Source organism: Streptomyces sp. BBFR51, assembly GCF_044591655.1.
GTDB lineage: Bacteria > Actinomycetota > Actinomycetes > Streptomycetales > Streptomycetaceae > Streptomyces.
On sequence record NZ_CP172448.1, the window covers coordinates 6279058 to 6302753 of the forward strand.

The window sequence follows — 23696 nt, forward strand, 5'->3', positions numbered from 1 at the left end:
GTCCGGAGCGGGGTGTGCTGATCCGCTCCGTGGCCGTCCGCCGACGCGCTGGGGTCAGGAAGCCGGAGGCGGTCCGGCGGGCGGGGTGGCGCCGGGGGTGCCCGGTGTGCCGCCTCCGTCCCTGCCTTCGTCGTCCTTGTGAGCGAGGCGGTCCTTGGCGCCCTTGGCCTTGTCCGTACCCGTCTGGATCCGGTCGCTGTACTTGCCCTTGGTCCTCTCGTCGACGGTCCGCGCCATCTTGTCGAGACCGCGATCGATCTTGTCCCCGTGCTGCTGGGCGAGGTCGGAGACCTTGCCCTTCGCCGGTTCGAGTCTGGCCTTCAAGTTGTCCAGGAGACCCATGGTTCGCCTTCCCTCACGGGGCAGTCAGGTGCGGGCGCCCTTGTCGGCCTCGTTGTCGACGGCCTCCCCGGCGGACTGCTGCTTGGGGATGCCGACGCCGTCCGAGTCGCCGGCCTCGGCGGCTCCGGCGGCCGCGTCGGCCTCCGCCGTGTTCCGGGGACCGGCGTCGGTCGTCTCGGCGGCCTCGGCTGTCTTCTCCTCGGTCGCGAGCCCGGGGTCCGGGGTGTCGGTCCGCTTCTCGGCGGCCGACGCCTCCTCGGTGGTCTTCGACCTCCGAAAAAGCCGTGCAAAAACGCCCATATCAACTCCATACGTTACTCGTGCGGGCGAAATCCCGCGGCATCCGGTGCGTCCGTTTGCGTGGCCGGGGCCATGACCCGGTGGTCCGGGGAGCGGGAACCTCGCAACGGGCAACGACCCCGGCCGCGGAGCGTCACGTAACTCGTTCGAGGGCGACGTGGGAGGTTTGCGAGACTGGTGCCGTGAGCAGCGCACCCCCCGCCCCCCGCGTCATCGCCGTCGTCGGTCCCACCGCGGCCGGAAAGTCCGATCTGGGCGTTTTCCTGGCCGAGCGGCTCGGCGGCGAGGTCGTCAACGCCGACTCCATGCAGCTCTACCGTGGGATGGACATCGGCACCGCCAAGCTGACGCCCGACGAACGCGGCGGCGTCCCGCACCATCTGCTGGACGTCTGGGACGTGACGGTCACGGCGTCCGTCGCCGAGTACCAGCGGCTGGCGCGGGAGCGGATCGACGCGCTGCTCGCCCGGGGACGCTGGCCGGTCCTCGTCGGCGGCTCCGGCCTCTACGTCCGCGGGGCCGTCGACAACCTGGAGTTCCCCGGCACCGACCCCGAGATCAGGGCCCGGCTGGAGGAGGAGCTCGCACTGGGCGGCTCCGGTGCGCTGCACGACCGCCTGGCCGCCGCCGACCCGGAAGCCGGGCGGGCCATCCTGCCCAGCAACGGGCGCCGCATCGTGCGCGCCCTCGAGGTGATCGAGATCACCGGCAGGCCCTTCACCGCCAACCTCCCCGGTCACGACTCCGTCTACGACACCGTGCAGATCGGCGTCGACGTGGCCCGCCCCGAACTGGACGAGCGCATCGCCCTGCGCGTCGACCGGATGTGGGAGGCGGGACTGGTCGACGAGGTGCGCGCACTCGAAGCGCAGGGGTTGCGCGAGGGTCGTACGGCGTCGCGCGCGCTCGGCTACCAGCAGGTCCTCGCGGCGCTCGCCGGCGAGTGCACGCTGGACGAGGCGCGCGCCGAGACCGTCCGTGCCACCAAGCGCTTCGCGCGCCGTCAGGATTCGTGGTTCAGGCGCGATCCGCGGGTGCACTGGTTGAGTGGGGGTGTGGCGGATCGCGCGGAACTTCCGCGGCTCGCCCTGTCGTTGGTCGAACGACCGGTCACAGCCTGATCACGTGATGGCATCGGGACGCCCCGGCCGTCATCCGGGCCTTCGGCGGCGTGCCATCATCGAGCTTCGATCGACCGAGTGAGTCCAAGTTGGGAGGGCGCGTGGCGATGGAGGCCGGCCCTCGCGACACCGCACCGAGCACCGAGCACGGCACCGCCGACCACGGCGGACCGGAGCCGGACGGAGCCGCCCTGAGCCCCGACGGCCCCGACGAGGCGCCGGAGCGTGTCGCCGCCGACGGCCCCGAGCCCGACGCGATGTACGGGGACGAGGTCGAGGTCGAACTGCGTCCCCAGCGCCGGCTGCGGATCTGGCAGCTCGCGCCCATCGTGTGCCTGGCCGCGCTCGGCTCCCTGATGTTCGCCTTCCCGCTCGCCTTCGACTTCGGCGACAGCGGCGCCGTGATCGCGATGCTGGGGCTGCTGATCTGCTCCTGCGCGGCCGGCTGGGGCATGATGGCCGCCCGCCGGGTCGGCTACACCTGGCCCGGACTGCCGCAGCGCGGGTCGGGGCGGCGTGCCGACTGGCGGATGATCATGGTCTACGCCCTGGCCGTCGCCGCAGTCGTCGTCCTGGCCGTGTGGCGGGTGGCTCGCCTGCGGGGCTGAGCGGGCTCCGCCCCTCCCGATCTCCGCCGTCCCCGCCCACCTCCCGCCCGGCCCACCTCCGCCCCTCGTCGTCACGTCGTGCCCAACCCGTACGATCGAGGAATGAGCACGCGGATCGCCTTCCTCAAGGGGCACGGCACCGAGAACGACTTCGTGATCGTTCCGGACCCGGAGAACGCCCTCGACCTGCCCCCCGCCGCCGTCGCCGTCCTGTGCGACCGCCGCGCGGGCGTCGGCGGCGACGGACTGCTGCACGTGGTGCGGTCCGCGGCGCACCCCGAGGCCCGCGGCATGGCCGCCGAGGCCGAGTGGTTCATGGACTACCGCAACGGCGACGGCTCGGTCGCGGAGATGTGCGGCAACGGCGTGCGGGTCTTCGCCCGCTACCTCCAGCGCGCCGGGCACGCCGCCGAGGGCGACCTCGCCATCGCGACGCGCGGCGGCGTGAAGCACGTCCACCTCGCGAAGAACGGTGACGTCACCGTCGGCATGGGCCGCGCCGGGCTCCCCGAGGGCGACGTCGTGGTGAGCGTCGGTGAGCGCAGCTGGCCCGCGCGGAACGTGAACATGGGCAATCCGCACGCGGTCGCCTTCGTCGCCGACCTCGCCCACGCCGGCGACCTGTACACCCCGCCGCCCCACGAGCCCGCCAGCGCGTACCCGGACGGGGTCAACGTGGAGTTCGTGGTCGACCGGGGGCCCTGCCACGTCGCGATGCGCGTGCACGAGCGCGGCTCCGGGGAGACCCGCTCCTGCGGCACCGGCGCCTGCGCCGTCGCCGTCGCCACCGCCCGCCGGGACGGCACCGACCCGGCCGTCACCGGCACCCCGGCGACGTACACGGTCGACGTGCCCGGCGGCACCCTGGTGATCACCGAGCACCCCGACGGCGGGATCGAGATGACCGGACCCGCGGTGATCGTCGCCGAGGGCGAGTTCGACTCCGCATGGCTGGAAGGGGTACTCGCCTGAACCACGGATCAAGCACGGATCAAGCACGGATCAACGATGAATGACGACGAACGGGTGAACCACAGCCCGGACCATGACACTCAGTGCGAAAACGTAAACCCTCGGACCATCGCTCGAATGGGTGATCCGTTTCACGCTCGGCGAGAGGCGGTCAGCCGCACGTGGTGGGCTCGATAGCATCAAGCACCGGCCCGGACGGGGGACCGACACCATCCCCTGAGCCGTGTCCGCCCTGGGATACCCCGTCCGCCGGTCCGCGCAGTCGGAGGTGCCCATGAATGCGGAGGCCGTGAATCCAGCGAGCCCAGGCCCTGTGCCGCCCGCGGCCACCGGCGCCGTCGCGCCGGCGCCCCGCAGAAAGGCCCGCCCCCGGATCGACCTGCGCCGGCTGGGCCGCGCCGCACTGCTCGGCTCCGCCACCCGCAGCCGGCTGCCCGACGCCATCAGCCACGTCGTCGAGGCCCACCGCGCCCACCACCCCGACGCCGACATCGACCCGCTGCGCCGCGCCTACGTCCTGGCCGAGTCCTCGCACCGCGGCCAGATGCGCAAGAGCGGCGAGCCGTACATCACCCACCCCCTCGCCGTCACCCTGATCCTCGCCGAACTCGGCGCGGAGACCACCACACTGACCGCCTCGCTCCTCCACGACACCGTCGAGGACACCGAGGTGACGCTCGATCAGGTCGGCGAGCAATTCGGCGCCGAGGTCCGCTACCTCGTCGACGGCGTCACCAAGCTGGAGAAGGTCGACTACGGCGCCGCCGCCGAGCCCGAGACCTTCCGCAAGATGCTCCTCGCCACCGGCAACGACGTCCGCGTGATGTCGATCAAACTCGCCGACCGGCTCCACAACATGCGCACCCTCGGCGTCATGCGCCGCGAGAAACAGGAACGCATCGCCAAGGTCACCCGCGACGTCCTCATCCCGCTCGCCGAACGGCTCGGCGTCCAGGCGCTCAAGTCGGAGCTGGAGGACCTCGTCTTCGCGGTCATGCACCCCGAGGAGTACGAGCACACGCGGGAGTTGGTCAACGAGAACGCCGCCCGCGCGGACGACCCGCTCGCCGCGGTCGCCGACGAGGTGCGGGGTGTGCTGCGCGAGGCGGACATCCAGGCCGAAGTCCTCATCCGCCCCCGCCACTTCGTCTCGGTGCACCGCGTCTCCCGCAAGCGCGGCCCGCTCGGCGGCGCGGACTTCGGCCGCCTCCTGGTGCTCGTGCAGGAGGACGCCGACTGCTACGCCGTCCTCGGTGAACTGCACACCTGTCTGACGCCCGTCGTCTCGGAGTTCAAGGACTTCATCGCCGTCCCCAAGTTCAACCTGTACCAGTCGCTGCACACCGCGGTGGCCCGGGCGCAGGACGGTCAGGTCGTCGAAGTCCTCATCCGCACCCACCAGATGCACAAGGTCGCCGAGGCCGGCGTCGTCGCGCTCGGCAACCCCTACGCCCCGCCGTCGGAGGAGCAGCAGGGCGCGGGTGACGGCGAGCGCGCCGACCCGACCAGGCCCGGCTGGCTCTCCCGGCTGCTCGACTGGCAGCGCGGGGCCCCCGACCCCGACACCTTCTGGTCCACCCTGCGCGAGGACCTCGCCCAGGACCGCGAGATCACCGTCTTCCGCCCCGACGGCGGCACCCTCGGCCTCCCCGAAGGCGCGACCTGCGTCGACGCCGCCTACGCCCAGTACGGCGAGGACGCCCACGCGACCATGGGCGCCCGGGTCAACGGCCGGCTGGCGACCATGAGCACGGTGCTGCGTGACGGCGACACCGTGCAGCTCCTGATGGGCCAGGACCCCGCCTCCGAGCCCTCCAGGGAGTGGCTGGAGCACGCCCACACGCCGGCCGCGCGGATCGCCATCCAGCGCCGGCTCGCGGCCCACCCGGAGCCGGCACCCGAAGCGGAGGAGACGGCCCGCGGCTCCGTCGGGCCCGACGCCCGCTCCCACACCCCGCGCCCGGCCACCGACGCGCCGGCCGGCCGCCCCGACTCCGCCGACGTCCTCGTCGACCCACCGGGCGCGGCCGTGCGACTGGCGGGCTGCTGCACCCCCGTACCGCCCGACGAGATCACCGGCTTCGCCGTGCGCGGGGGAGTGGTGACCGTGCACCGCGCCCACTGCGCGGTGGTGGCGCGCATGAAGAGCGCCGGGCGCGCGGAGGTCGGTGTGCGCTGGGGGGAGAGCACCGAATGCCGGGTCACCCTGCTCGCCGAATCGTTCGGCCGCCCGCACCTGCTGGCCGACCTCACCGAGGCCATGGCCCTCGAAGGCGCCGAGATCGTCTCCGCCACCGTCGAACCCCCGGACCGGCAGCGGGTCCGTCACACCTACACCGTCCTGCTCCCGGACGCCGCCCGGCTGCCCGCCCTCATGCGCGCGATGCGCGACGTGGCCGGCGTGTACGACGTCAGCCGGGCACAGCCGCAGCCGACCGGCGCCTGATCCCGGCACGCCGTACGGGAGAGCCGCGCGAGCCCCACGCGTACGGGAGAGCCGGGAGAGCCGTCCCGGACGGTGATGCCGGTGCGCCGCGGCACGGCCCGGGGGACGTACCCGTTCGGGTGCCCCGGGCGCGCGCCGTCGCCGCGGGGCACGCGCGCGCTGATAGCCGTGAGGGATGCTGCACACCCCTCACCCCCCGACTCCGCGGTCCCGCCCGCGCTCCCGGCGCCGGCTCAGGGCCGCGGCGCTGCTCGCCTCGGCCGTCTCCGTCTGCCTGGTCGCCGCGAGCGCCCCGCCCGCCCCGCTGGGTGTCGGCGACCGTCTCTACCCGCACCTGGGCAACCCCGGCTACGACGTGGCGGCGTACGACCTCTCCTTCACCTACTCCGGCAGCAACACCAAGCCGCTGAAGGCCGTCACCACCATCGACGCCCGGACCACGGCCGACCTGAACCGGGTCAACCTCGACTTCGCCCACGGAACGGTCGACTCCGTCGAGGTCGACGGCGAGCCCGCCGACTTCGGCACGGCCGGCGAGGACCTCGTCGTCACGCCGGAGGACCCGCTCGACGAGGGCGAGTGGACGCGGATCACCGTGCGGCACAGCAGCGATCCCGTGTATCCCGAGGACCGCCAGGGCGGCTGGGTGCGCACCGCCGACGGCCTCGCCATGGCCAACCAGGCCGACGTCGCCCACCTCGTGTTCCCCTGCAACGACCACCCCTCCGACAAGGCGCGCTTCACCTTCCGCGTCACCGCCCCCGACGGGCTCACGGCCGTCGCGAACGGCCTGCCGACGGGCGTGGACCGCAGCGGCGGATCGACCACCTGGACCTACCGGACCCAGCACCCCATGGCCACCGAACTGGCCCAGGTGTCCATCGGCCGCTCCACCGTGCTGCACCGGGCCGGCCCGCACGGACTGCCCGTGAGGGACGTCGTGCCGACGAAGCACCGCGCGGCGCTCGAACCGTGGCTGAAGAAGACCCCCGACCAGATCGCCTGGATGGAGAAGAAGGTCGGGCGCTACCCCTTCGAGACGTACGGCCTGCTCATGGCCGACGCCACCACCGGCTTCGAACTCGAGACCCAGACGCTCTCCCTCTTCGAACGGGAGCTGTTCACCGAGCCCGCCTACCCCAAGTGGTACGTCGAGTCGATCATGGTCCACGAGCTGGCCCACCAGTGGTTCGGCAACAGCGTCGGCCCGGGCACCTGGTCCGACCTGTGGCTCAACGAGGGACACGCCACCTGGTACGAGGCGCTGTACGCCGAGGAGACCGCGGACAAGCCCATGGCGGCGCGCATGAAGGCCGCCTACGGTGCCTCCGACCGCTGGCGCACGGCGGGCGGACCGCCCGCCGCCCCCAAACCGCCGAAGAACGGCAGCAAGACCGGAATCTTCCGCGCCAACGTCTACGACGGCGCCGCCCTCGTGCTCTACGCCCTGCGCCAGGAGATCGGCCGCCCGGCCTTCGAGCGCCTCGAGGCGGCCTGGGTCGGCCGCCACCGGGACGGCACGGCCACGACCTCCGACTTCGTCCGGCTCGCAGCCGAGATCTCCGGCCGCGACCTGGGCGACTTCTTCCAGGCCTGGCTGTACGGCGAGAAGACCCCGCCGATGCCCGGCCACCCGGACTGGAAGCCGACGGCCACCGAGCAGGCGCCCGCGTCCCAGAAGGCACACGGGGAATAAGCCGATGACGAGACGGCCCGTACCGTGCGACCATCTTCGGGACGGCGCGGTACGGGCCGCGGGAATCTCCCCGGCGGCTCGTACGTTGTTCAGAGCGTCGCGGTTCAAGTGCCGCGCCACCCCTTCCCAGCTACGTAAGGATCCAATGACCTCCTCTTCTTCCCCCTCCCAGGACACCAAGCGTCTCGCGCAGACCTATCCCGAGGGCCTTCGGGCCGATGCCCTGATGGAAGAGGACGTCGCCTGGAACCACGAGAGCGGCTCGCAGTGGGACGGCGAGCAGTTCGACCGCTCCGACCGCGCGGCCCTGCGCCGGGTGGCGGGCCTGTCCACCGAGCTCGAGGACGTCACCGAGGTCGAGTACCGCCAGCTCCGCCTGGAGCGGGTGGTCCTCGTCGGCGTGTGGACCTCGGGCACCGTGCAGGACGCGGAGAACTCCCTGGCCGAGCTGGCCGCCCTCGCGGAGACGGCGGGCGCGCTCGTGCTCGACGGCGTCATCCAGCGCCGCGACAAGCCCGACGCCGCCACCTACATCGGCTCCGGCAAGGCCGAGGAGCTGCGGGACGTCGTCCTCCACACGGGCGCGGACACGGTCATCTGCGACGGTGAGCTGAGCCCGGGTCAGCTGATCCACCTCGAGGACGTCGTCAAGGTCAAGGTCATCGACCGCACCGCCCTGATCCTGGACATCTTCGCCCAGCACGCCAAGTCCCGAGAGGGCAAGGCGCAGGTCGCGCTCGCGCAGATGCAGTACATGCTGCCGAGGCTGCGCGGCTGGGGTCAGTCCCTGTCCCGGCAGATGGGCGGCGGCAAGGGCGGCGGCCTCGCCACCCGCGGTCCCGGTGAGACCAAGATCGAGACGGACCGGCGACGGATCCGCGAGAAGATGGCGAAGATGCGCCGGGAGATCGCGGAGATGAAGACCGGCCGCGAGATCAAGCGCCAGGAGCGCAAGCGCCACAAGGTGCCCTCCGTCGCCATCGCGGGCTACACCAACGCCGGCAAGTCGTCGCTGCTCAACCGCCTCACGGGCGCGGGCGTGCTGGTGGAGAACGCGCTGTTCGCCACCCTCGACCCGACCGTGCGCCGCGCGGAGACGCCGAGCGGCCGTCTGTACACCCTGGCGGACACCGTCGGCTTCGTCCGGCATCTGCCGCACCACCTGGTCGAGGCGTTCCGCTCCACGATGGAGGAGGTCGGCGAGTCCGACCTGATCCTGCACGTGGTCGACGGTTCGCACCCCGTCCCGGAGGAGCAGCTGGCCGCCGTGCGCGAGGTGATCAGGGACGTCGGCGCCACCGGCGTACCCGAGATCGTCGTGATCAACAAGGCCGACATGGCCGACCCGCTGGTCCTCCAGCGGCTGCTGCGGGTCGAGAAGCGGGCCATCGCCGTCTCGGCGCGCACCGGCCGCAACATCGACCAGCTGCTCGCGCTGATCGACAACGAGCTGCCGCGTCCCTCGGTCGAGATCGAGGCGCTCGTGCCGTACACCCACGGCAAGCTCGTCGCCCGCGCCCATGACGAGGGCGAGGTGATCTCCGAGGAGCACACCCCGGAGGGCACCCTGCTCAAGGTGCGGGTGCACGAGGAACTGGCGGCGGAGCTGACGCCGTACGTTCCGGCGCCGCTCGCCTGAGACCGGGGGCCGCCCCGCGCGGCCGTAGGGCAACGACCGAGGGCCCGTCCCCTGCCGCGGCAGGGGACGGGCCCTCGTCACGTGCGGTTCACCGACCGCCGTACGTCTCGCTCATGTTCTGGTACATCGCCTCGGCCGACCGGCCCAGCTGCGGACCCGCCAGCCAGGTGTTCTCCAGCGGGCCGATCGAGGTGTTGGAGACCAGCTTCGTCTCCCCGTCCACCACCCGGAACCAGCCGCCGCCCGACGAACCACCGGTCATGGTGCAGCCGATGCGGTACATCGGCGGCAGCGACGGGCTCAGCGACAGCCGGCCGGGCTTGTCGACGCACTTGAACATCTCCAGGCCGTTGTACGGCGGCGCGGCCGGGTAGCCCCAGGCACCCATGCTGGACACCTCCGTCGCCGACGGCGCGGAGAAGTCCACCTCCAGCGCGGCACCGACCGTCTCCTCCAGCGACTTGCCGCCCTGCTCCGGCTTCACGTGCAGCACCGAGTAGTCGTACGCGGCCCCGTCACCGCCGCTCTCCGAGCCGCCCCGGATCCACTGGTCCGAGGTCGACGCCCAGTCGGCCCACCAGGTGCCGTACGGGGCCATCTCGGTCGTGGTCGCGTTCGCCAGCTCCGCCTCGGACTTGCCGTAGTCGTTGTACGAGGGGACGAAGGTGATGTTGCGATACCAGCCGCCGCCACCACCGGCGTGCACGCAGTGGCCCGCCGTCCACACCAGGTTGGACTTGCCCGGGTGGTTCACGTCCTTGATCACCGTGCCGGAGCAGACCATCGAGCCCTCGGGGGAATCGAAGAAGACCTTGCCCACCGGGGCGGCGTTCTCGTGGTACGGCTTCTTCTCGGCCACGGCCTCCACGGGCGCCGGCTCCGGGTCGGTGGTGCCCTGGTCGGCGGCCGTGTCCTTGGTCGTGACGGTCTTGTCGGCCTCCTTCGCGGACTTCATCCGGTCCGGCTTCCACAGGCCCTCGATCACCGGGTTGACGAAGTCCTTGGCCTCACTGAGCCACTTGTCCTCGTCCCAGTTCTTCCAGCCGCCGTCCTTCCACTGGTCGACGTCGATGCCGTGCTCCTTGAGCCGGTCCGCGAGTCCGGCCGGGAGCCCGCCCTCGCCACCGGTGTCACCGGCGTCGGCGGCCTGGGAGGTGCCACCACTGGGCTTGGCGTCCGCCTCGTCCTTCTCCGCCCCGCAGGCGGTCGCGGTGAGCGTCAGGACGGCGGCGAGGCCGGTGGCGACGAGTACGGTGCGCCGCCGGCGCCGTGGCGCGGCGGACGTAGGTGTGGAACGCATGGTGCGACGACCCCCGTTGAAACGTATGAATGTCGTGGAACGTGCGGTGGGGTGCCGGCCTCGGCCCGACGCACCCCACCCCTGGCGCTGGTTCAGCGCGGTGCCCGGTACGGGATCACTGGCCGGTGAACTTGCCGCTCACCGCGTCGAACACGCCCTTGGCCTCCTTGCCGAGGCGCGGACCGGCCAGCCAGCCGGCCGTCACCGGGCCGATCGACGTGTTGGACACCAGCGTCGGCTTGCCGTCGGAACCCGTGGCGATCCAGCCGCCGCCGGACGAACCGCCGGTCATGGTGCAGCCGATGCGGTACATCGTCGGGTCGGAGGCGTTGATCGACAGCCGCCCGGGCTTGTCGGCGCACTGGTACAGCTTCTGACCGTCGTAGGGCGGCGCGGCCGGGTAGCCGATCGCCTTCATGCTCTCGATCTCCGGCACGGCGGGCGCGTCGAAGTCCACCGGCAGAGCCGAGCCGACCGTCTCCTCCAGGGACTTGCCGCCGCTGCCCTTCTCCGGCGTCACATGGATCACGGCGAAGTCGTACGAGGCGCCGTCACCGCCCGTCGCACCGCCCTGCTCGATCCACTGGTCCGAGGTCTGCGCCCAGTCGCCCCACCACACGCCGTAGGGAGCGACTTCCTCCTTGGTGGCGTTCTGCAGTTCCTCGGCCGACATGTCCGCGTCGTTGTACGACGGCACGAAGGCGATGTTGCGGTACCAGCCCCCGCTCTTGCCGGCGTGCACGCAGTGACCGGCCGTCCACACCATGTTGGACTTGCCGGGGTGGGCCGGGTCCGCCACGACCGTCGCCGAGCAGACCATCGAACCCTTGGGGGAGTCGAAGAGGAGCTTGCCGGCCGTGGCGGCGTTGTCGTGGTACTTCGCCGGTACGGCCGCCGCCTCGACGGGTGCCGGCTCCGGGTCGGTGACGCCCTGGTCACCCGAGATGTCGCTGTCGTCGACCTCCTGGTCCGGCTCCTCGGCGTCCCGCATCCGGTCCGGGTCCCACAGGTCCTCGATGATCGGGTTGACGAAGTCCTGCGCCTCGCGCAGCCAGTCGTCCTTGTTCCAGTTCTTCCAGGCGCCGTTCTTCCAGTCGTCGACGTCGATCCCGTGTTCCTTGAGCTTGTCCTTGATGTGGTCCGGGATCTGGATCCCGCCCTTGGCGTCGTCCGCGGCGGACGCGGAGGCCGAGGCGTCGCCGCCCGCCTCGGGGTCGCCGTCCTCGCACGCCGTGGCGGTGAGTGCGAGCGCCGAGACGAGCGCCACGGCGGCGGCCGCGGAGGAGGTTCCGCGGCGCCCGCGCCGGTTCTGGCGCGTGGTGAACGACGGCCGTATGGATCGCATGGTGTTGATTCCCCCTGCTGTGAACGTACGTGGTGCCGCGGCCGAGCCGCCGTGCGGCGGTGACCTGGAACGGCACCACACACTATTGGTTGGCTGTGGGGGAGTTCCGACGGAACGGCAACGGTTCGGACACAGCCGTCTGACCTGCCACGGGGCGCCCGACGTCCCGGACGGCCGGGCCGCGGCGCCGGACCGGACGGCGAAATCCCCGTTCGGGCAAGGATCTTCCGGCCGGCCGTAACCCGGTGAACGGTCCGCGGTTGGTAGCGGTGGGGGGCCCGCTGTCCGGACGCGGTCCCCCGTGCCGGGAGCGACCGGTGCGTCGCATCGTCCGGGCGGCGGGAGGTCGACGAGCCGTGGCGGAATCCGCGTACGGGGCATGTGCGTCCGCAGGCGTAGACGCCGGGCCGGTCGAGGGGAGGGGGCCCGCGGCCGAGACGCCCACACGGGTGCGCACCGCGCGAGAGGGCGCTCCGAGGCGCCAGCCGGCGCGTGAGCCGGCGGCGCGCACCTACGCGCGCGCCCTCCCGGTCGTACCGGTCCGGGCCCGGGGGCTCACCATCGAGGGCGCCGACGGCCGCCGTTACCTGGACTGCGTCTCCGGCGCGGGAACCCTGGCCCTGGGACACAACCACCCCGTCGTATTGGAGGCGATCCGCAGGGTCCTCGACTCGGGTGCCCCCTTGCAGGTCACGGACCTCACCACCCCCGTCGAGGACGCCTTCGTCACCGAACTGCTGCGCACCCTGCCAACCGGGCTCGCCGACCACGCGCGCGTGCGGTTCTGCGGCCCGTCCGGAGCGGACCCCGTCGCACATGCCGTCGCACTGGTGCGCGCCGCCACCGGACGGACCCGGGTGATCGCATCCACCGACGCCCGCCCCGGCACGACGGACGCCGACCACGGGGCCGCATCCGTCCTCGAGGACCTCCGGCCGGGCGAGGAGCCGCCCGCCGGTCTGATCCTGGAACCGGTCCGCAGCGAGGACGGGGTGCTTCCCGCGCCGGACGACTGGGTCCGGCGGATGCGGAGCAGCACGGCCGCACGGGCCGTCCCGCTGATCGTCGACGAGACCGGGACAGGCGTCGGGCGGACCGGCGCCTACTGGGCGGTCGAACACAGCGGAGTCACCCCCGACGTACTCGTTCTCTCCGGGGCGATCGGCGGCAGCCTGCCGCTGGCCGCCATCGTCCACCGCGACGACCTGTACGACCGGGACGCCCCGCGCGCAGGGGAGCCCGGAGCCGGTGCCTTCCGCGGCAACCAACTCGCCCTGGCCGCGGGCGCGGCCACCCTCGCCCACGTCCGCGAGCACCGCCTCGCCGAGCACGCCGCCGCACTGGGCGGCCGGATGCTGACCCGACTGCGTTCCCTGGCCGGGGAGTTCGCGTGCGTCGGGGAAGTGCGGGGGCGGGGTCTGATGGCCGGTGTCGAGTTGGTGGCGCCGGACGACGGCCCCGACGACCGTGCCCACGGCGCCCGTTCCGGCCCCTGCGCCGAACTCGCCGCCGCCGTCCGGCGGGAGTGCCTGCGCCGGGGGCTGATCGTGGACGTCACGGGCCCGCGCGCGAACGTCGTACGCCTGCTGCCGCCGCTGATCGTCACCGAGGAGCAGATGTCGGCCGTCCTGGACCGGCTCGCCGACGCCGTGCAGGCGGTGGACCGCCGCCCCGGCGACCCCGCCGGGTTACGCGAGGACCGCGCCCCGCGTTGAGACCCACCGCCCGGACACAGCACGTCAACCGGACACAGCACGTCAAGAGGACCCGCGTTGCACACCGACTCCGACTCTGCACCCGAACCGGTACGTTTCGCCGCCCCCGCACCTGGGGCTTCGGCAGCTCAGGAGACTGGCGCCGTGCCCGCGCCGGCGCCCGTGCCCGTCCCGGGGCCCGTGTTCGCGCGGGGGCCCGTGCCCGCCCCGGCGGCCGTGGCCGACCCCCCGGACCACCCCGATCCATACGCCGCCGCACAGGCCGCTGCCACGGAGAACCTGATCCGCTGCTGGGCCCGCGAGGCCGACGTACCCGCCCCCGACAACGGCGTCCTCCACGTGCCGCTCCCGGCCGGGCACGCGGCCCTGGCCGTTCCCGTCCACTACTGGTCCCCGACCGGCCTGCACCGCTTCGGCCTCCCACGCCTGGCCGGCGCGCCCGCCTCGGCGCCGCCCGTGGACGCGGTGACGCTGGCCGCGCTGCTCGTGCGGGAGACGGCGGGCGTCCCGGGCGGCCCGGACGCACCCGACCTCGTCGCGCGTGTCGCCGACTCCGTCCGCCGCACCGCCGTATTCCTCCGCGATCGCGGGGCACCTCCCGACGGCGACACCGGTCACCCGGCGCCGGCGCCCCCCGACCTGTTTCTCGCCGCCGAGCAGGCGCTCCTCCTCGGGCACCCGCTGCATCCCACCCCGAAGAGCCGCGAGGGCCTCACCGACGCAGAGGCACGCCGGTACTCACCGGAACTGCGCGGCTCCTTCCCCCTGCACTGGGTGGCCGTCGCGCCCTCCGTACTCGCCACCGACTCGGCCTGGACCGAGCGCGGCCGCCCGGTCACCGCGTCCCGGCTCAGCGCGCGCCTGGCCGCGGCCGGTCCGGCCGTGCCGGACGGATACGCGGTCCTTCCCATGCACCCCTGGCAGTTCCGCGCGGCAATGCACCGGCCCGGACCCGCCGCGCTGCTGGACGCCGGGCTGCTCAGGGACCTCGGGGCCCAGGGTGCCCGGTGGCACCCCACCTCCTCCCTGCGCACCGTCCACCGCACCGGCGCCCCCGCCATGCTCAAGCTCGCGCTGGCCCTGCACATCACCAACTCCCGACGGGAGAACCTCCGCAAGGAACTCCACCGCGGAGTCGAGGTCCACCGTCTGCTGCGCCGCGGCCTGTCCCGCCAGTGGCAGGCGGCCCACCCGGACTTCGACATCGTCCGCGACCCGGCCTGGCTGGCCGTCGACGGGCCGGACGGCAGGCCTGTGCGCGGGCTGGACGTCGTCATCCGCCACAACCCCTTCCGACCCACGGACGACGTCTCCTGCGTGGCCGGTCTCGTCGCGCCGCTCCCGCCCGCGCGGGCGGACGGCTGCGACCCGCACGCCGCTGCCGACTCCGTCCCGCGCTCCCGGCTGGCCGAGGTCGTGACCCGGCTCGCCGGGCGGACCGGCCGCCCGCGCGGAGCGGTCGCCGCCGAGTGGTTCCTGCGCTACCTGCACCACGTCGTACGTCCCGTCCTGTGGCTGGACGCCCACGCGGGAATCGCCCTGGAGGCGCACCAGCAGAACACGCTCGTGCTGCTGGACGCCGACGGCTGGCCCGCCGGCGGCCGCTACCGGGACAACCAGGGCTACTACTTCCGGGAGTCCCGGCGCGCGGAACTCGACGCCCGGCTGCCCGGGATCGCGGAGCACAGCGAGACCTTCGTGGCCGACGAGGTGACCGACGAGCGCTTCGCGTACTACCTCGCCGTCAACAACGTGTTCGGCCTCATCGGCGCCTTCGGCTCCCAGCGTCTCGCCGACGAACGGCTGCTCCTCGCCGCCTTCCGGCACTTCCTCGGATCGCTCGCCTCGGGTCCGGCTCCGATGGGCGGTTCGCTCCCGGCGTGGCTCCTCGACTCGCCCGTCCTGCGGTGCAAGGCCAACCTGCTGACCCGGTTGCACGGCCTGGACGAACTCGACGGTCCGGTGGACACCCAGTCCGTCTACGTCACGATCACCAACCCGCTGCGCGCCTGACCGGCTCGCCGCCGCCCCTTCTCAGCCCACTCCGCCCTCCCGAAAGAGCGACGCCTTGTCTTCCACGCCTCCCGCCGACGACACCCTGGACCTGCACCTGCCCGAGGACTTCCTCGCCCTCTTCGGGAACGCTGGTCCTGTGGGGACGGATCACGCCGGGACGGATCACGCGGGGACGGGCGCGGCACCGGCCGGCCAGGACCTGCTCGACCGCGTCGCCGACTGGGGCCCGGCCCCCACCCCGGCGGGCGTGTTCCACCTGGTCCCCGTCCGCGTCGAACGGGACGTTCCGCTGGTCGCCCGCTGGATGAACGACCCGGCCGTCGCCGCGTACTGGGAGCTGACCGGGCCGCAGAGCGTGACCGAGGACCACGTACGGGCCCAGCTCACCGGCGACGGTCGCAGCGTCCCGTGCGTCGGGGTGCTGGACGGGGTGCCGATGAGCTACTGGGAGATCTACCGGGCCGACCTCGACCCGCTGGCCCGCTACTGCCCCGTCCGGCCGCACGACACCGGCATCCACCTCCTGATCGGCGCTGACGCCGATCGTGGGCAGGGCATCGGCACCACGCTGATCAGGACCGTCACCGGCCTCGTCCTCGACGGGCGGCCCGCCTGCACGCGGGTGCTCGCCGAACCGGACGTCCGCAACACCCCCTCCGTCGCCGCGTTCCTCGGCGCGGGGTTCCGGTTCGCCGCCGAGGTCGACCTGCCCGCCAAGCGAGCCGCCCTCCTGGTCCGCGAACGCACGGCGCCCGAGTCGCCGTGACTCCCGTGCCGCTCCGGGCACAGTCCCGCCGGCCCGGCCCCGTTCGCCGGCCGGTCCCTTCGCCGCCCCGTCCCGTCCGTTCAGGAGCCCCCTTGCCCCGGCTGTCCCCCTTGCCCCGGCTGTCCCCGCAGTCCCCGCGATCCCTGCGGTCACCCGCGCCGGTGTCCGTCCCGTCGCCTCCTGCGTCCCTCGCACCCGCCTTGCCCGTCCGTTTGTCAGTCCCGGGCCGTAGGGTGGTCGCGCTATGACGAAGCCCTCACTCCCCGAACTCCTGCACGCCGCCGTCACCGCCGTCGGCGGCACAGAGCGTCCCGGCCAGGTGACCATGGCCGAAGCCGTCGAGGAAGCCATCGACGGCGGCTCCCATCTGCTGGTCCAGGCCGGCACCGGCACCGGAAAGTCACTGGGTTACCTGGTGCCCGCGCTGGCGCACGGGGAGCGGGTCGTCGTCGCCACGGCGACCCTGGCCCTGCAGCGCCAGCTCGTCGAGCGGGACCTGCCCCGCACGGTCGACGCGCTCCACCCCCAGCTGCGCCGCCGCCCGGAGTTCGCGATGCTCAAGGGCAGGTCGAACTACCTGTGCCTGCACCGCCTGCACGAGGGAGTCCCGCAGGACGAGGAGGAGGGCCTCTTCGACCAGTTCGAGGCCGCCGCCCCCACCAGCAAGCTGGGCCAGGACCTGCTGCGGATGCGCGACTGGGCGGACGGGACCGAGACCGGCGACCGGGACGACCTCACGCCGGGCGTCTCCGACCGCGCCTGGTCGCAGGTGTCGGTGTCCTCCCGGGAGTGTCTGGGCGCCTCGAAGTGCGCCTACGGTGCCGAGTGCTTCGCCGAGACGGCCCGCGAGCGCGCCAAGCTCTCCGAGGTCGTCGTCACCAACCACGCGCTGCTCGCGATCGACGCCATCGAGGGCGCGCCCGTTCTGCCGCAGCACGAGGTGCTGATCGTCGACGAGGCGCACGAGCTGGTCTCCCGGGTCACCGGGGTCGCCACCGGTGAGCTCACGCCCGGCCAGGTCAACCGCGCGGTGCGCCGCGCCGCGAAGCTGGCCAACGAGAAGGCCGCCGACCAGCTCCAGACCGCCGCGGAGGGCTTCGAGCGGCTGATGGAGCTGGCGCTGCCCGGCCGCCTCGAGGAGATCCCGGAGGACCTCGGTTACGCCCTGATGGCGCTGCGGGACGCCTGCCGTACGGTCATCTCGGCCATCGGAGCCACCCGGGACAAGTCCGTGCAGGACGAGGACGCGGTCCGCAAGCAGGCGCTGGCCTCCGTGGAGGCCGTGCACGACGTGGCGGAGCGGATCACCAACGGCTCCGAGTGGGACGTCGTCTGGTACGAGCGGCACGACCGGTTCGGTGCCTCGCTTCGGGTCGCTCCCATGTCCGTCGCGGGTCTGCTGCGCGAGAAGCTCTTCACCGACCGCTCCGTGGTCCTGACCTCCGCGACCCTGAAGCTGGGCGGCGACTTCAACGGGGTCGGGGCGTCGCTGGGCCTCGCCCCCGAGGGCACAGAGGGCGACGACGTGCCCCAGTGGAAGGGCGTCGACGTGGGCTCGCCCTTCGACTACCGCAAGCAGGGCATCCTCTACGTCGCCAAACACCTGGCGCGTCCCGCCCGGGACGGCGACCGCGGCGACATGCTCGACGAGCTCACCGAGCTGATCCAGGCGGCGGGCGGTCGCACGCTGGGCCTGTTCTCCTCGATGCGCGCGGCCCAGCTGGCCGCCGAGGAGCTGCGCTCGCGCATCCCGGAGTATCCGATCCTCCTCCAGGGCGAGGAGACGCTCGGCGAGCTGATCAAGAACTTCGCCGCCGACCCGCAGACCTGCCTCTTCGGCACGCTGTCGCTGTGGCAGGGCGTCGACGTTCCCGGGTCGAGCTGCCAGCTGGTCGTCATGGACAAGATTCCGTTCCCGCGCCCGGACGACCCCCTGATGAGCGCCCGCCAGAAAGCGGTGGAGGAGGCCGGGGGCAACGGCTTCATGGCCGTCGCCGCCACGCACGCCGCACTGCTGATGGCCCAGGGCGCGGGCCGGCTGGTCCGGGCGTCCGACGACCGCGGGGTGGTCGCCGTACTGGACCAGCGGCTGGCGACGGCCAGGTACGGGAGCTATCTGAAGGCCTCCCTGCCCGACTTCTGGTTCACCACGGACCGCAATCAGGTCCGCAAGTCGCTCGCCGCGATCGACGCGAAGGCACGACAGACCGAGGCCGCAGAACAGACGGAGAGCGCAGGGCAGACGGAGAGCGACTGAGCGCTCGCCCCGCGCCCCGCGCTGTGCCGGGCCCCGGGCCCCGCACAGCGCGGGGCCCCGGAACCGGCGCAGAGGTTCCGGGGCCCGGTCGGGTCGGCGGGTCGCTTTCGCGGCGTGCCCGCCCGCCGTGGCGCTCAGACGCGGCGCAGTACGGCCACCACCTTGCCGAGGATGGTCGCGTCGTCACCGGGGATCGGCTCGTACGCCGAGTTGTGCGGGAGGAGCCAGACGTGGCCGTCCTCGCGCTTGAAGCGCTTGACGGTGGCCTCGCCGTCGAGCATCGCGGCCACGATGTCGCCGTTCTCGGCGACGGGCTGGCGGCGGACCGTGACCCAGTCGCCGTCGCAGATCGCGGCCTCGATCATGGAGTCACCGACGACCTTGAGGACGAACAGCTCACCGTCGCCGACCAGCTGCCGGGGGAGCGGGAAGACGTCCTCGACGGACTCCTCGGCGAGGATCGGACCACCGGCGGCGATGCGTCCGACCAGCGGGACGTACGACGCGGCCGGCTTTCCGGCGGTGTCCGTGGGCTGCACCGAGGCGGCCTGGTCGGAGCCGCGCACCTCGTAGGCGCGCGGGCGGTGCGGGTCGCGGCGCAGGAAGCCCTTGCGCTCCAGCGCCATCAGCTGGTGTGCGACGGACGAGGTGCTGGAGAGACCGACGGCCTGGCCGATCTCCCGCATCGACGGCGGGTATCCGCGTCGCTGCACCGAGTCGCGGATGACCTCGATCACCCGGCGCTGGCGGTCGGTGAGTCCCGAGCTGTCCGCCCGGATGCCGGGAGGTCGTCCCGGCAGGGAGCGCTTGTGCCCCTCGGGATTCGCGGCGTCGCTCGTCGCGTGCACCGGCTCAGGTCGGCCCTGGGGGCGGTCCTGGGCAGTGATGGTGGCACTGTCGGCGGTGGTGGTCACGTCGGCCCCTCTCGATGGTCTCCCTGCTGCACAACGGTAGTAGCTTTCGAAAGGTTGCGCCAAACACACGTTCGAGTGAAAAACCGCGAATCACTCGCCCGCATCGCATGTCTGGGTGTATGGCTACCGTGGTGCCTGGCGGACAAAAGGGCTCATTGCTGTACTCTTCACCGCCGTGGTGACAACCTCGGGGATGTCGCTCCAGTCTGCCATCCGGCATCCCGTTCGACGGGGCGGGTCTCCCATCCCTCGCGGTAGTCCCACGCCCCCTCCTCGCGGTGCCCACCGTATCTCCGCATGCCCGCGGGCGATACGGCTGTGCGTGTGCGCGTCGAGACCGTGCGCGCGCGGGGTCGCCGAGCCGGCGTGGCCGAGCGGACGCGTACACACAGGCGCGACACGCGTGCAGGGTGTGAATGTATGCGCCAATCCCCACATGTAGTGGTTGGATTGCGGTAGCAGCCCACAAGTTGTGGTCCCCCGGGTCTTCGAGCCCGCCGCGATCGCCTATGCTGGGGGCTGCTTCGAGGGGCCTGAAGGGCTCTTCGAGGCCATTGAGTCTGCTGTGAGGAGGGTTCGGAGTCCATGCACTGCCCCTTCTGCAGGCACCCCGACAGCCGTGTCGTCGACAGCCGTACGACCGACGACGGCACGTCGATCCGCAGGCGCCGCCAGTGTCCTGACTGCTCCCGTCGGTTCACGACCGTCGAGACGTGCTCGCTCATGGTGGTGAAGCGGTCCGGGGTCACCGAACCGTTCAGCCGTACCAAGGTCATCAACGGTGTACGCAAGGCCTGCCAGGGCCGGCCCGTCACCGAGGACGCGCTCGCCCAGCTCGGCCAGCGGGTCGAGGAGGCGGTGCGGGCCACCGGAAGCGCCGAGCTGACCACCCACGACGTGGGACTGGCCATCCTCGGCCCCTTGCAGGAGCTCGACCTCGTCGCCTATCTGCGATTCGCCTCCGTCTATCGGGCGTTCGACTCGCTGGAGGACTTCGAGGCCGCGATCACGGAACTGAGGGAGACGACGGGGCATCCCGGCGCGGACGGCGACGACGCCGACGCGGGGAGCCAGGAGAACGACCGCGGGTCCACGGGGGCGGGACAGGTCCCCGAGCCCGCAGGCGCCGCCGACTGACACGGCGGGCCGGACCCGGACTTCGGCGCCCGGGCCGGCCGGACGGCGGCGAGTGAGAAAGACCTGTTGCGGGCGGAACGTGAGATGCCCGCAACACCAGACAGCACATCGTGCCACGGGAACAATCGCGGCACTTCAGGGCGTTTTCGCCCGTACAGGGAGGCGGCATGACAGAGACGGCGAGCGGTCCGGCACGGAGTTCCCGTGCCAAGGGCACCAAGGCGGGCAAGGGGCTCCGCGTCGAACGCGTCCACACCACTCCCGGCGTCCACCCCTACGACGAGGTGGCCTGGGAGCGTCGTGACGTCGTCATGACCAACTGGCGCGACGGCTCGGTCAACTTCGAGCAGCGTGGCGTCGAGTTCCCCGAGTTCTGGTCGGTGAACGCGGTCAACATCGTCACCAGCAAGTACTTCCGAGGTGCCGTGGGCACCCCGCAGCGCGAGGTGAGCCTGAAGCAGCTCATCGACCGCATCGTGAAGACGTACCGGAAGGCCGGCGAGGACAACAAGTACTTCGCCTCGCCCGCCGACGCCGAGATCTTCGAGCACGAGCTGGCCTACGCCCTCCTGCACCAGATCTTCAGCTTCAACAGCCCCGTGTGGTTCAACGTGGGCACGCCCCAGCCGCAGCAGGTCTCCGCCTGCTTCATCCTGTCCGTCGACGACTCCATGGAGTCGATCCTCGACTGGTACAAGGAAGAGGGCATGATCTTCAAGGGCGGCTCCGGCGCCGGCCTGAACCTCTCCCGGATCCGCTCCTCCAAGGAACTGCTCTCCTCCGGCGGCAACGCCTCGGGACCGGTCTCCTTCATGCGCGGCGCCGACGCCTCCGCCGGCACCATCAAGTCCGGCGGCGCCACCCGCCGTGCCGCCAAGATGGTCATCCTCGACGTCGACCACCCCGACATCGAGGACTTCATCCAGACCAAGGTCTCGGAGGAGGAGAAGATCCGCGCCCTGCGCGACGCGGGCTTCGACATGGACCTGGGCGGCGACGACATCACGTCCGTCCAGTACCAGAACGCCAACAACTCGGTCCGCGTGAACGACACGTTCATGAAGGCCGTCCAGGACGGCGGCAAGTTCGGCCTGACGTCCCGCATGACCGGCGAGGTCATCGAGGAGGTCGACGCCAAGGCGCTCTTCCGCAAGATGGCCGAGGCCGCCTGGGCCTGCGCCGACCCGGGCATCCAGTACGACGACACCATCAACCAGTGGCACACGTGCCCGGAGTCCGGCCGCATCAACGGCTCGAACCCGTGCAGCGAGTACATGCACCTGGACAACACGTCCTGCAACCTCGCCTCGCTGAACCTGATGAAGTTCCTCAAGGACGACGGCAAGGGCAACCAGTCCTTCGACGCCGAGCGCTTCGCGAAGGTCGTCGAGCTCGTCATCACCGCGATGGACATCTCCATCTGCTTCGCGGACTTCCCGACCCAGAAGATCGGCGAGAACACCCGCGCCTTCCGCCAGCTCGGCATCGGCTACGCCAACCTCGGCGCCCTGCTGATGGCGACCGGCCACGCGTACGACTCCGACGGCGGCCGTGCCCTGGCCGGCTCCATCACCTCCCTGATGACCGGTACCTCCTACCGGCGCTCCGCCGAACTCGCCGCGATCGTCGGCCCGTACGACGGCTACGCCCGCAACGCGAAGCCGCACCTGCGGGTCATGAAGCAGCACTCGGACGAGAACGCCAAGGCCGTCCGCATGGACGACCTCGACACGCCGATCTGGGCGGCCGCCACCGAGGCCTGGCAGGACGTGCTGCGCCTCGGCGAGAAGAACGGCTTCCGCAACTCCCAGGCGTCCGTCATCGCCCCGACCGGCACCATCGGTCTCGCGATGTCCTGCGACACCACCGGCCTCGAGCCCGACCTCGCCCTGGTCAAGTTCAAGAAGCTGGTCGGCGGCGGCTCGATGCAGATCGTCAACGGCACCGTCCCGCAGGCCCTGCGCCGCATGGGCTACCAGGAGGAGCAGATCGAGGCGATCGTCGCCCACATCGCCGAGCACGGCAATGTGATCGACGCCCCCGGGCTCAGGCCCGAGCACTACGAGGTCTTCGACTGCGCCATGGGCGAGCGCTCCATCTCCGCGATGGGCCACGTCCGCATGATGGCCGCGATCCAGCCGTGGATCTCCGGCGCCCTCTCCAAGACGGTCAACCTGCCGGAGTCGGCGACCGTCGAGGACGTCGAGGAGGTCTACTTCAAGGCCTGGAAGATGGGCGTCAAGGCGCTCGCCATCTACCGCGACAACTGCAAGGTCGGCCAGCCGCTCTCCGCCAAGACCAAGGAGAAGCCCGCGGCGGACGCCGCCGCGGAGAAGGCCGAGGCGACCATCCGCGAGACGGTCGAGAAGGTCGTCGAGTACCGCCCGGTACGCAAGCGCCTCCCGAAGGGCCGGCCCGGCATCACCACCTCCTTCACGGTCGGCGGCGCCGAGGGCTACATGACCGCCAACTCCTACCCGGACGACGGTCTCGGCGAGGTCTTCCTCAAGATGTCCAAGCAGGGCTCGACCCTCGCGGGCATGATGGACGCCTTCTCCATCGCGGTCTCGGTCGGTCTCCAGTACGGCGTGCCGCTGGAGACCTACGTCTCGAAGTTCACCAACATGCGCTTCGAGCCGGCCGGTATGACGGACGACCCGGACGTGCGGATGGCGCAGTCGATCGTCGACTACATCTTCCGCCGCCTGGCGCTGGACTTCCTGCCCTTCGAGACGCGCTCGGCGCTCGGCATCCACTCCGCCGAGGAGCGTCAGCGCCACCTGGAGACGGGTTCGTACGAGTCGTCCGACGACGAGCTCGACGTCGAGGCCCTGGCCCAGTCGGCGCCGCGCGCCCAGGAGCTGAAGGCCGTCGCCACGCCGAAGGCCGAGGTCGAGGCCGCCAAGCCCGCTCCGCAGCAGGCGCACACCAGCGCCGAACTGGTGGAGATGCAGCTGGGCATCCAGGCCGACGCCCCGCTGTGCTTCTCCTGCGGCACGAAGATGCAGCGCGCCGGTTCCTGCTACATCTGCGAGGGCTGCGGCTCGACCAGCGGTTGCAGCTGACGCTGACGCGTAGCTCCATATGAGTAAGGGGCGTCCGCCATGGTGGACGCCCCTTAC

General features: G+C 71.9%; 17 protein-coding genes. 12 read left to right on the forward strand and 5 right to left on the reverse strand.

Translation table 11 applies throughout. The features are described from left to right. Positions 1–54: 54 nt before the first annotated feature. Positions 55–342, reverse strand: coding sequence for an antitoxin (locus tag ACGH7X_RS28745; protein WP_399890006.1), 288 nt, complete (start codon positions 340–342; stop codon positions 55–57). Between the two features lie 24 nt (positions 343–366). Then, the gene (locus ACGH7X_RS28750; RefSeq protein WP_399890009.1) at positions 367–642 is read right to left on the reverse strand and encodes a hypothetical protein; all 276 of its coding nucleotides are present in this window, start codon (positions 640–642) and stop codon (positions 367–369) included. 182 nt (positions 643–824) lie between these two features. On the opposite strand from ACGH7X_RS28750, the gene miaA reads away from it, so the two are divergent. The 6 genes from miaA to hflX all read left to right on the forward strand — a co-directional run bounded on the left by miaA (position 825) and on the right by hflX (position 9124). After that, positions 825–1763, forward strand: a complete 939-nt coding sequence (gene miaA, locus ACGH7X_RS28755) for a tRNA (adenosine(37)-N6)-dimethylallyltransferase MiaA (protein ID WP_399890012.1) — start codon at positions 825–827, stop codon at positions 1761–1763. Positions 1764–1870: 107 nt separating this feature from the next. Further along, the gene (locus ACGH7X_RS28760) at positions 1871–2371 is read left to right on the forward strand and encodes a hypothetical protein (protein WP_399897419.1); all 501 of its coding nucleotides are present in this window, start codon (positions 1871–1873) and stop codon (positions 2369–2371) included. A gap of 102 nt (positions 2372–2473) precedes the next feature. After that, entirely contained in the window at positions 2474–3343 is an 870-nt protein-coding gene (dapF, locus tag ACGH7X_RS28765; RefSeq protein WP_399890014.1) for a diaminopimelate epimerase, read from the forward strand. Between the two features lie 274 nt (positions 3344–3617). Further along, positions 3618–5789 carry a RelA/SpoT family protein gene (locus tag ACGH7X_RS28770; protein ID WP_399890017.1) on the forward strand — a complete coding sequence of 724 codons (2172 nt, stop codon included), beginning with the start codon at positions 3618–3620 and terminating at the stop codon, positions 5787–5789. A 175-nt stretch (positions 5790–5964) separates the two neighbouring features. Further along, positions 5965–7485 (forward strand): M1 family metallopeptidase, encoded by a 1521-nt coding sequence (locus tag ACGH7X_RS28775; protein WP_399890020.1) that lies wholly within the window; start codon positions 5965–5967, stop codon positions 7483–7485. Positions 7486–7630: 145 nt separating this feature from the next. After that, positions 7631–9124 (forward strand): GTPase HflX, encoded by a 1494-nt coding sequence (gene hflX / locus ACGH7X_RS28780; protein ID WP_399890023.1) that lies wholly within the window; start codon positions 7631–7633, stop codon positions 9122–9124. 88 nt (positions 9125–9212) lie between these two features. Here the strand turns inward: hflX and ACGH7X_RS28785 are convergent, their stop codons facing one another. Both ACGH7X_RS28785 and ACGH7X_RS28790 read right to left on the reverse strand, forming a co-directional pair. Beyond that, positions 9213–10424, reverse strand: a complete 1212-nt coding sequence (locus tag ACGH7X_RS28785; protein WP_399890026.1) for a trypsin-like serine peptidase — start codon at positions 10422–10424, stop codon at positions 9213–9215. Between the two features lie 115 nt (positions 10425–10539). Further along, positions 10540–11769, reverse strand: a complete 1230-nt coding sequence (locus ACGH7X_RS28790) for a trypsin-like serine peptidase (RefSeq protein ID WP_399890029.1) — start codon at positions 11767–11769, stop codon at positions 10540–10542. A 449-nt stretch (positions 11770–12218) separates the two neighbouring features. On the opposite strand from ACGH7X_RS28790, the gene ACGH7X_RS28795 reads away from it, so the two are divergent. From ACGH7X_RS28795 to ACGH7X_RS28810, 4 genes are all read left to right on the forward strand, one after another. Then, complete coding sequence (locus ACGH7X_RS28795) at positions 12219–13484, forward strand: aminotransferase class III-fold pyridoxal phosphate-dependent enzyme (RefSeq protein WP_399890032.1); 1266 nt, start codon at positions 12219–12221, stop codon at positions 13482–13484. A 144-nt stretch (positions 13485–13628) separates the two neighbouring features. Continuing rightward, positions 13629–15497: an IucA/IucC family protein gene (locus ACGH7X_RS28800; RefSeq protein WP_399890036.1), complete on the forward strand. Its 1869-nt coding sequence runs from the start codon at positions 13629–13631 to the stop codon at positions 15495–15497. 55 nt (positions 15498–15552) lie between these two features. Further along, entirely contained in the window at positions 15553–16266 is a 714-nt protein-coding gene (locus ACGH7X_RS28805) for a GNAT family N-acetyltransferase (RefSeq protein WP_399890039.1), read from the forward strand. A 244-nt stretch (positions 16267–16510) separates the two neighbouring features. Beyond that, complete coding sequence (locus tag ACGH7X_RS28810; RefSeq protein ID WP_399890042.1) at positions 16511–18523, forward strand: ATP-dependent DNA helicase; 2013 nt, start codon at positions 16511–16513, stop codon at positions 18521–18523. A 134-nt stretch (positions 18524–18657) separates the two neighbouring features. Here the strand turns inward: ACGH7X_RS28810 and lexA are convergent, their stop codons facing one another. Then, a complete protein-coding gene (gene lexA / locus ACGH7X_RS28815) occupies positions 18658–19437 on the reverse strand; it encodes a transcriptional repressor LexA (protein WP_104631071.1) in 780 nt (259 codons plus the stop codon). 585 nt (positions 19438–20022) lie between these two features. On the opposite strand from lexA, the gene nrdR reads away from it, so the two are divergent. Beyond that, on the forward strand, positions 20023–20574 hold the full coding sequence (gene nrdR / locus ACGH7X_RS28820) for a transcriptional regulator NrdR (RefSeq protein ID WP_399890045.1): 552 nt from the start codon (positions 20023–20025) through the stop codon (positions 20572–20574). A 167-nt stretch (positions 20575–20741) separates the two neighbouring features. Continuing rightward, positions 20742–23639, forward strand: coding sequence for a vitamin B12-dependent ribonucleotide reductase (locus ACGH7X_RS28825; RefSeq protein WP_399890048.1), 2898 nt, complete (start codon positions 20742–20744; stop codon positions 23637–23639). Positions 23640–23696: the final 57 nt, after the last annotated feature.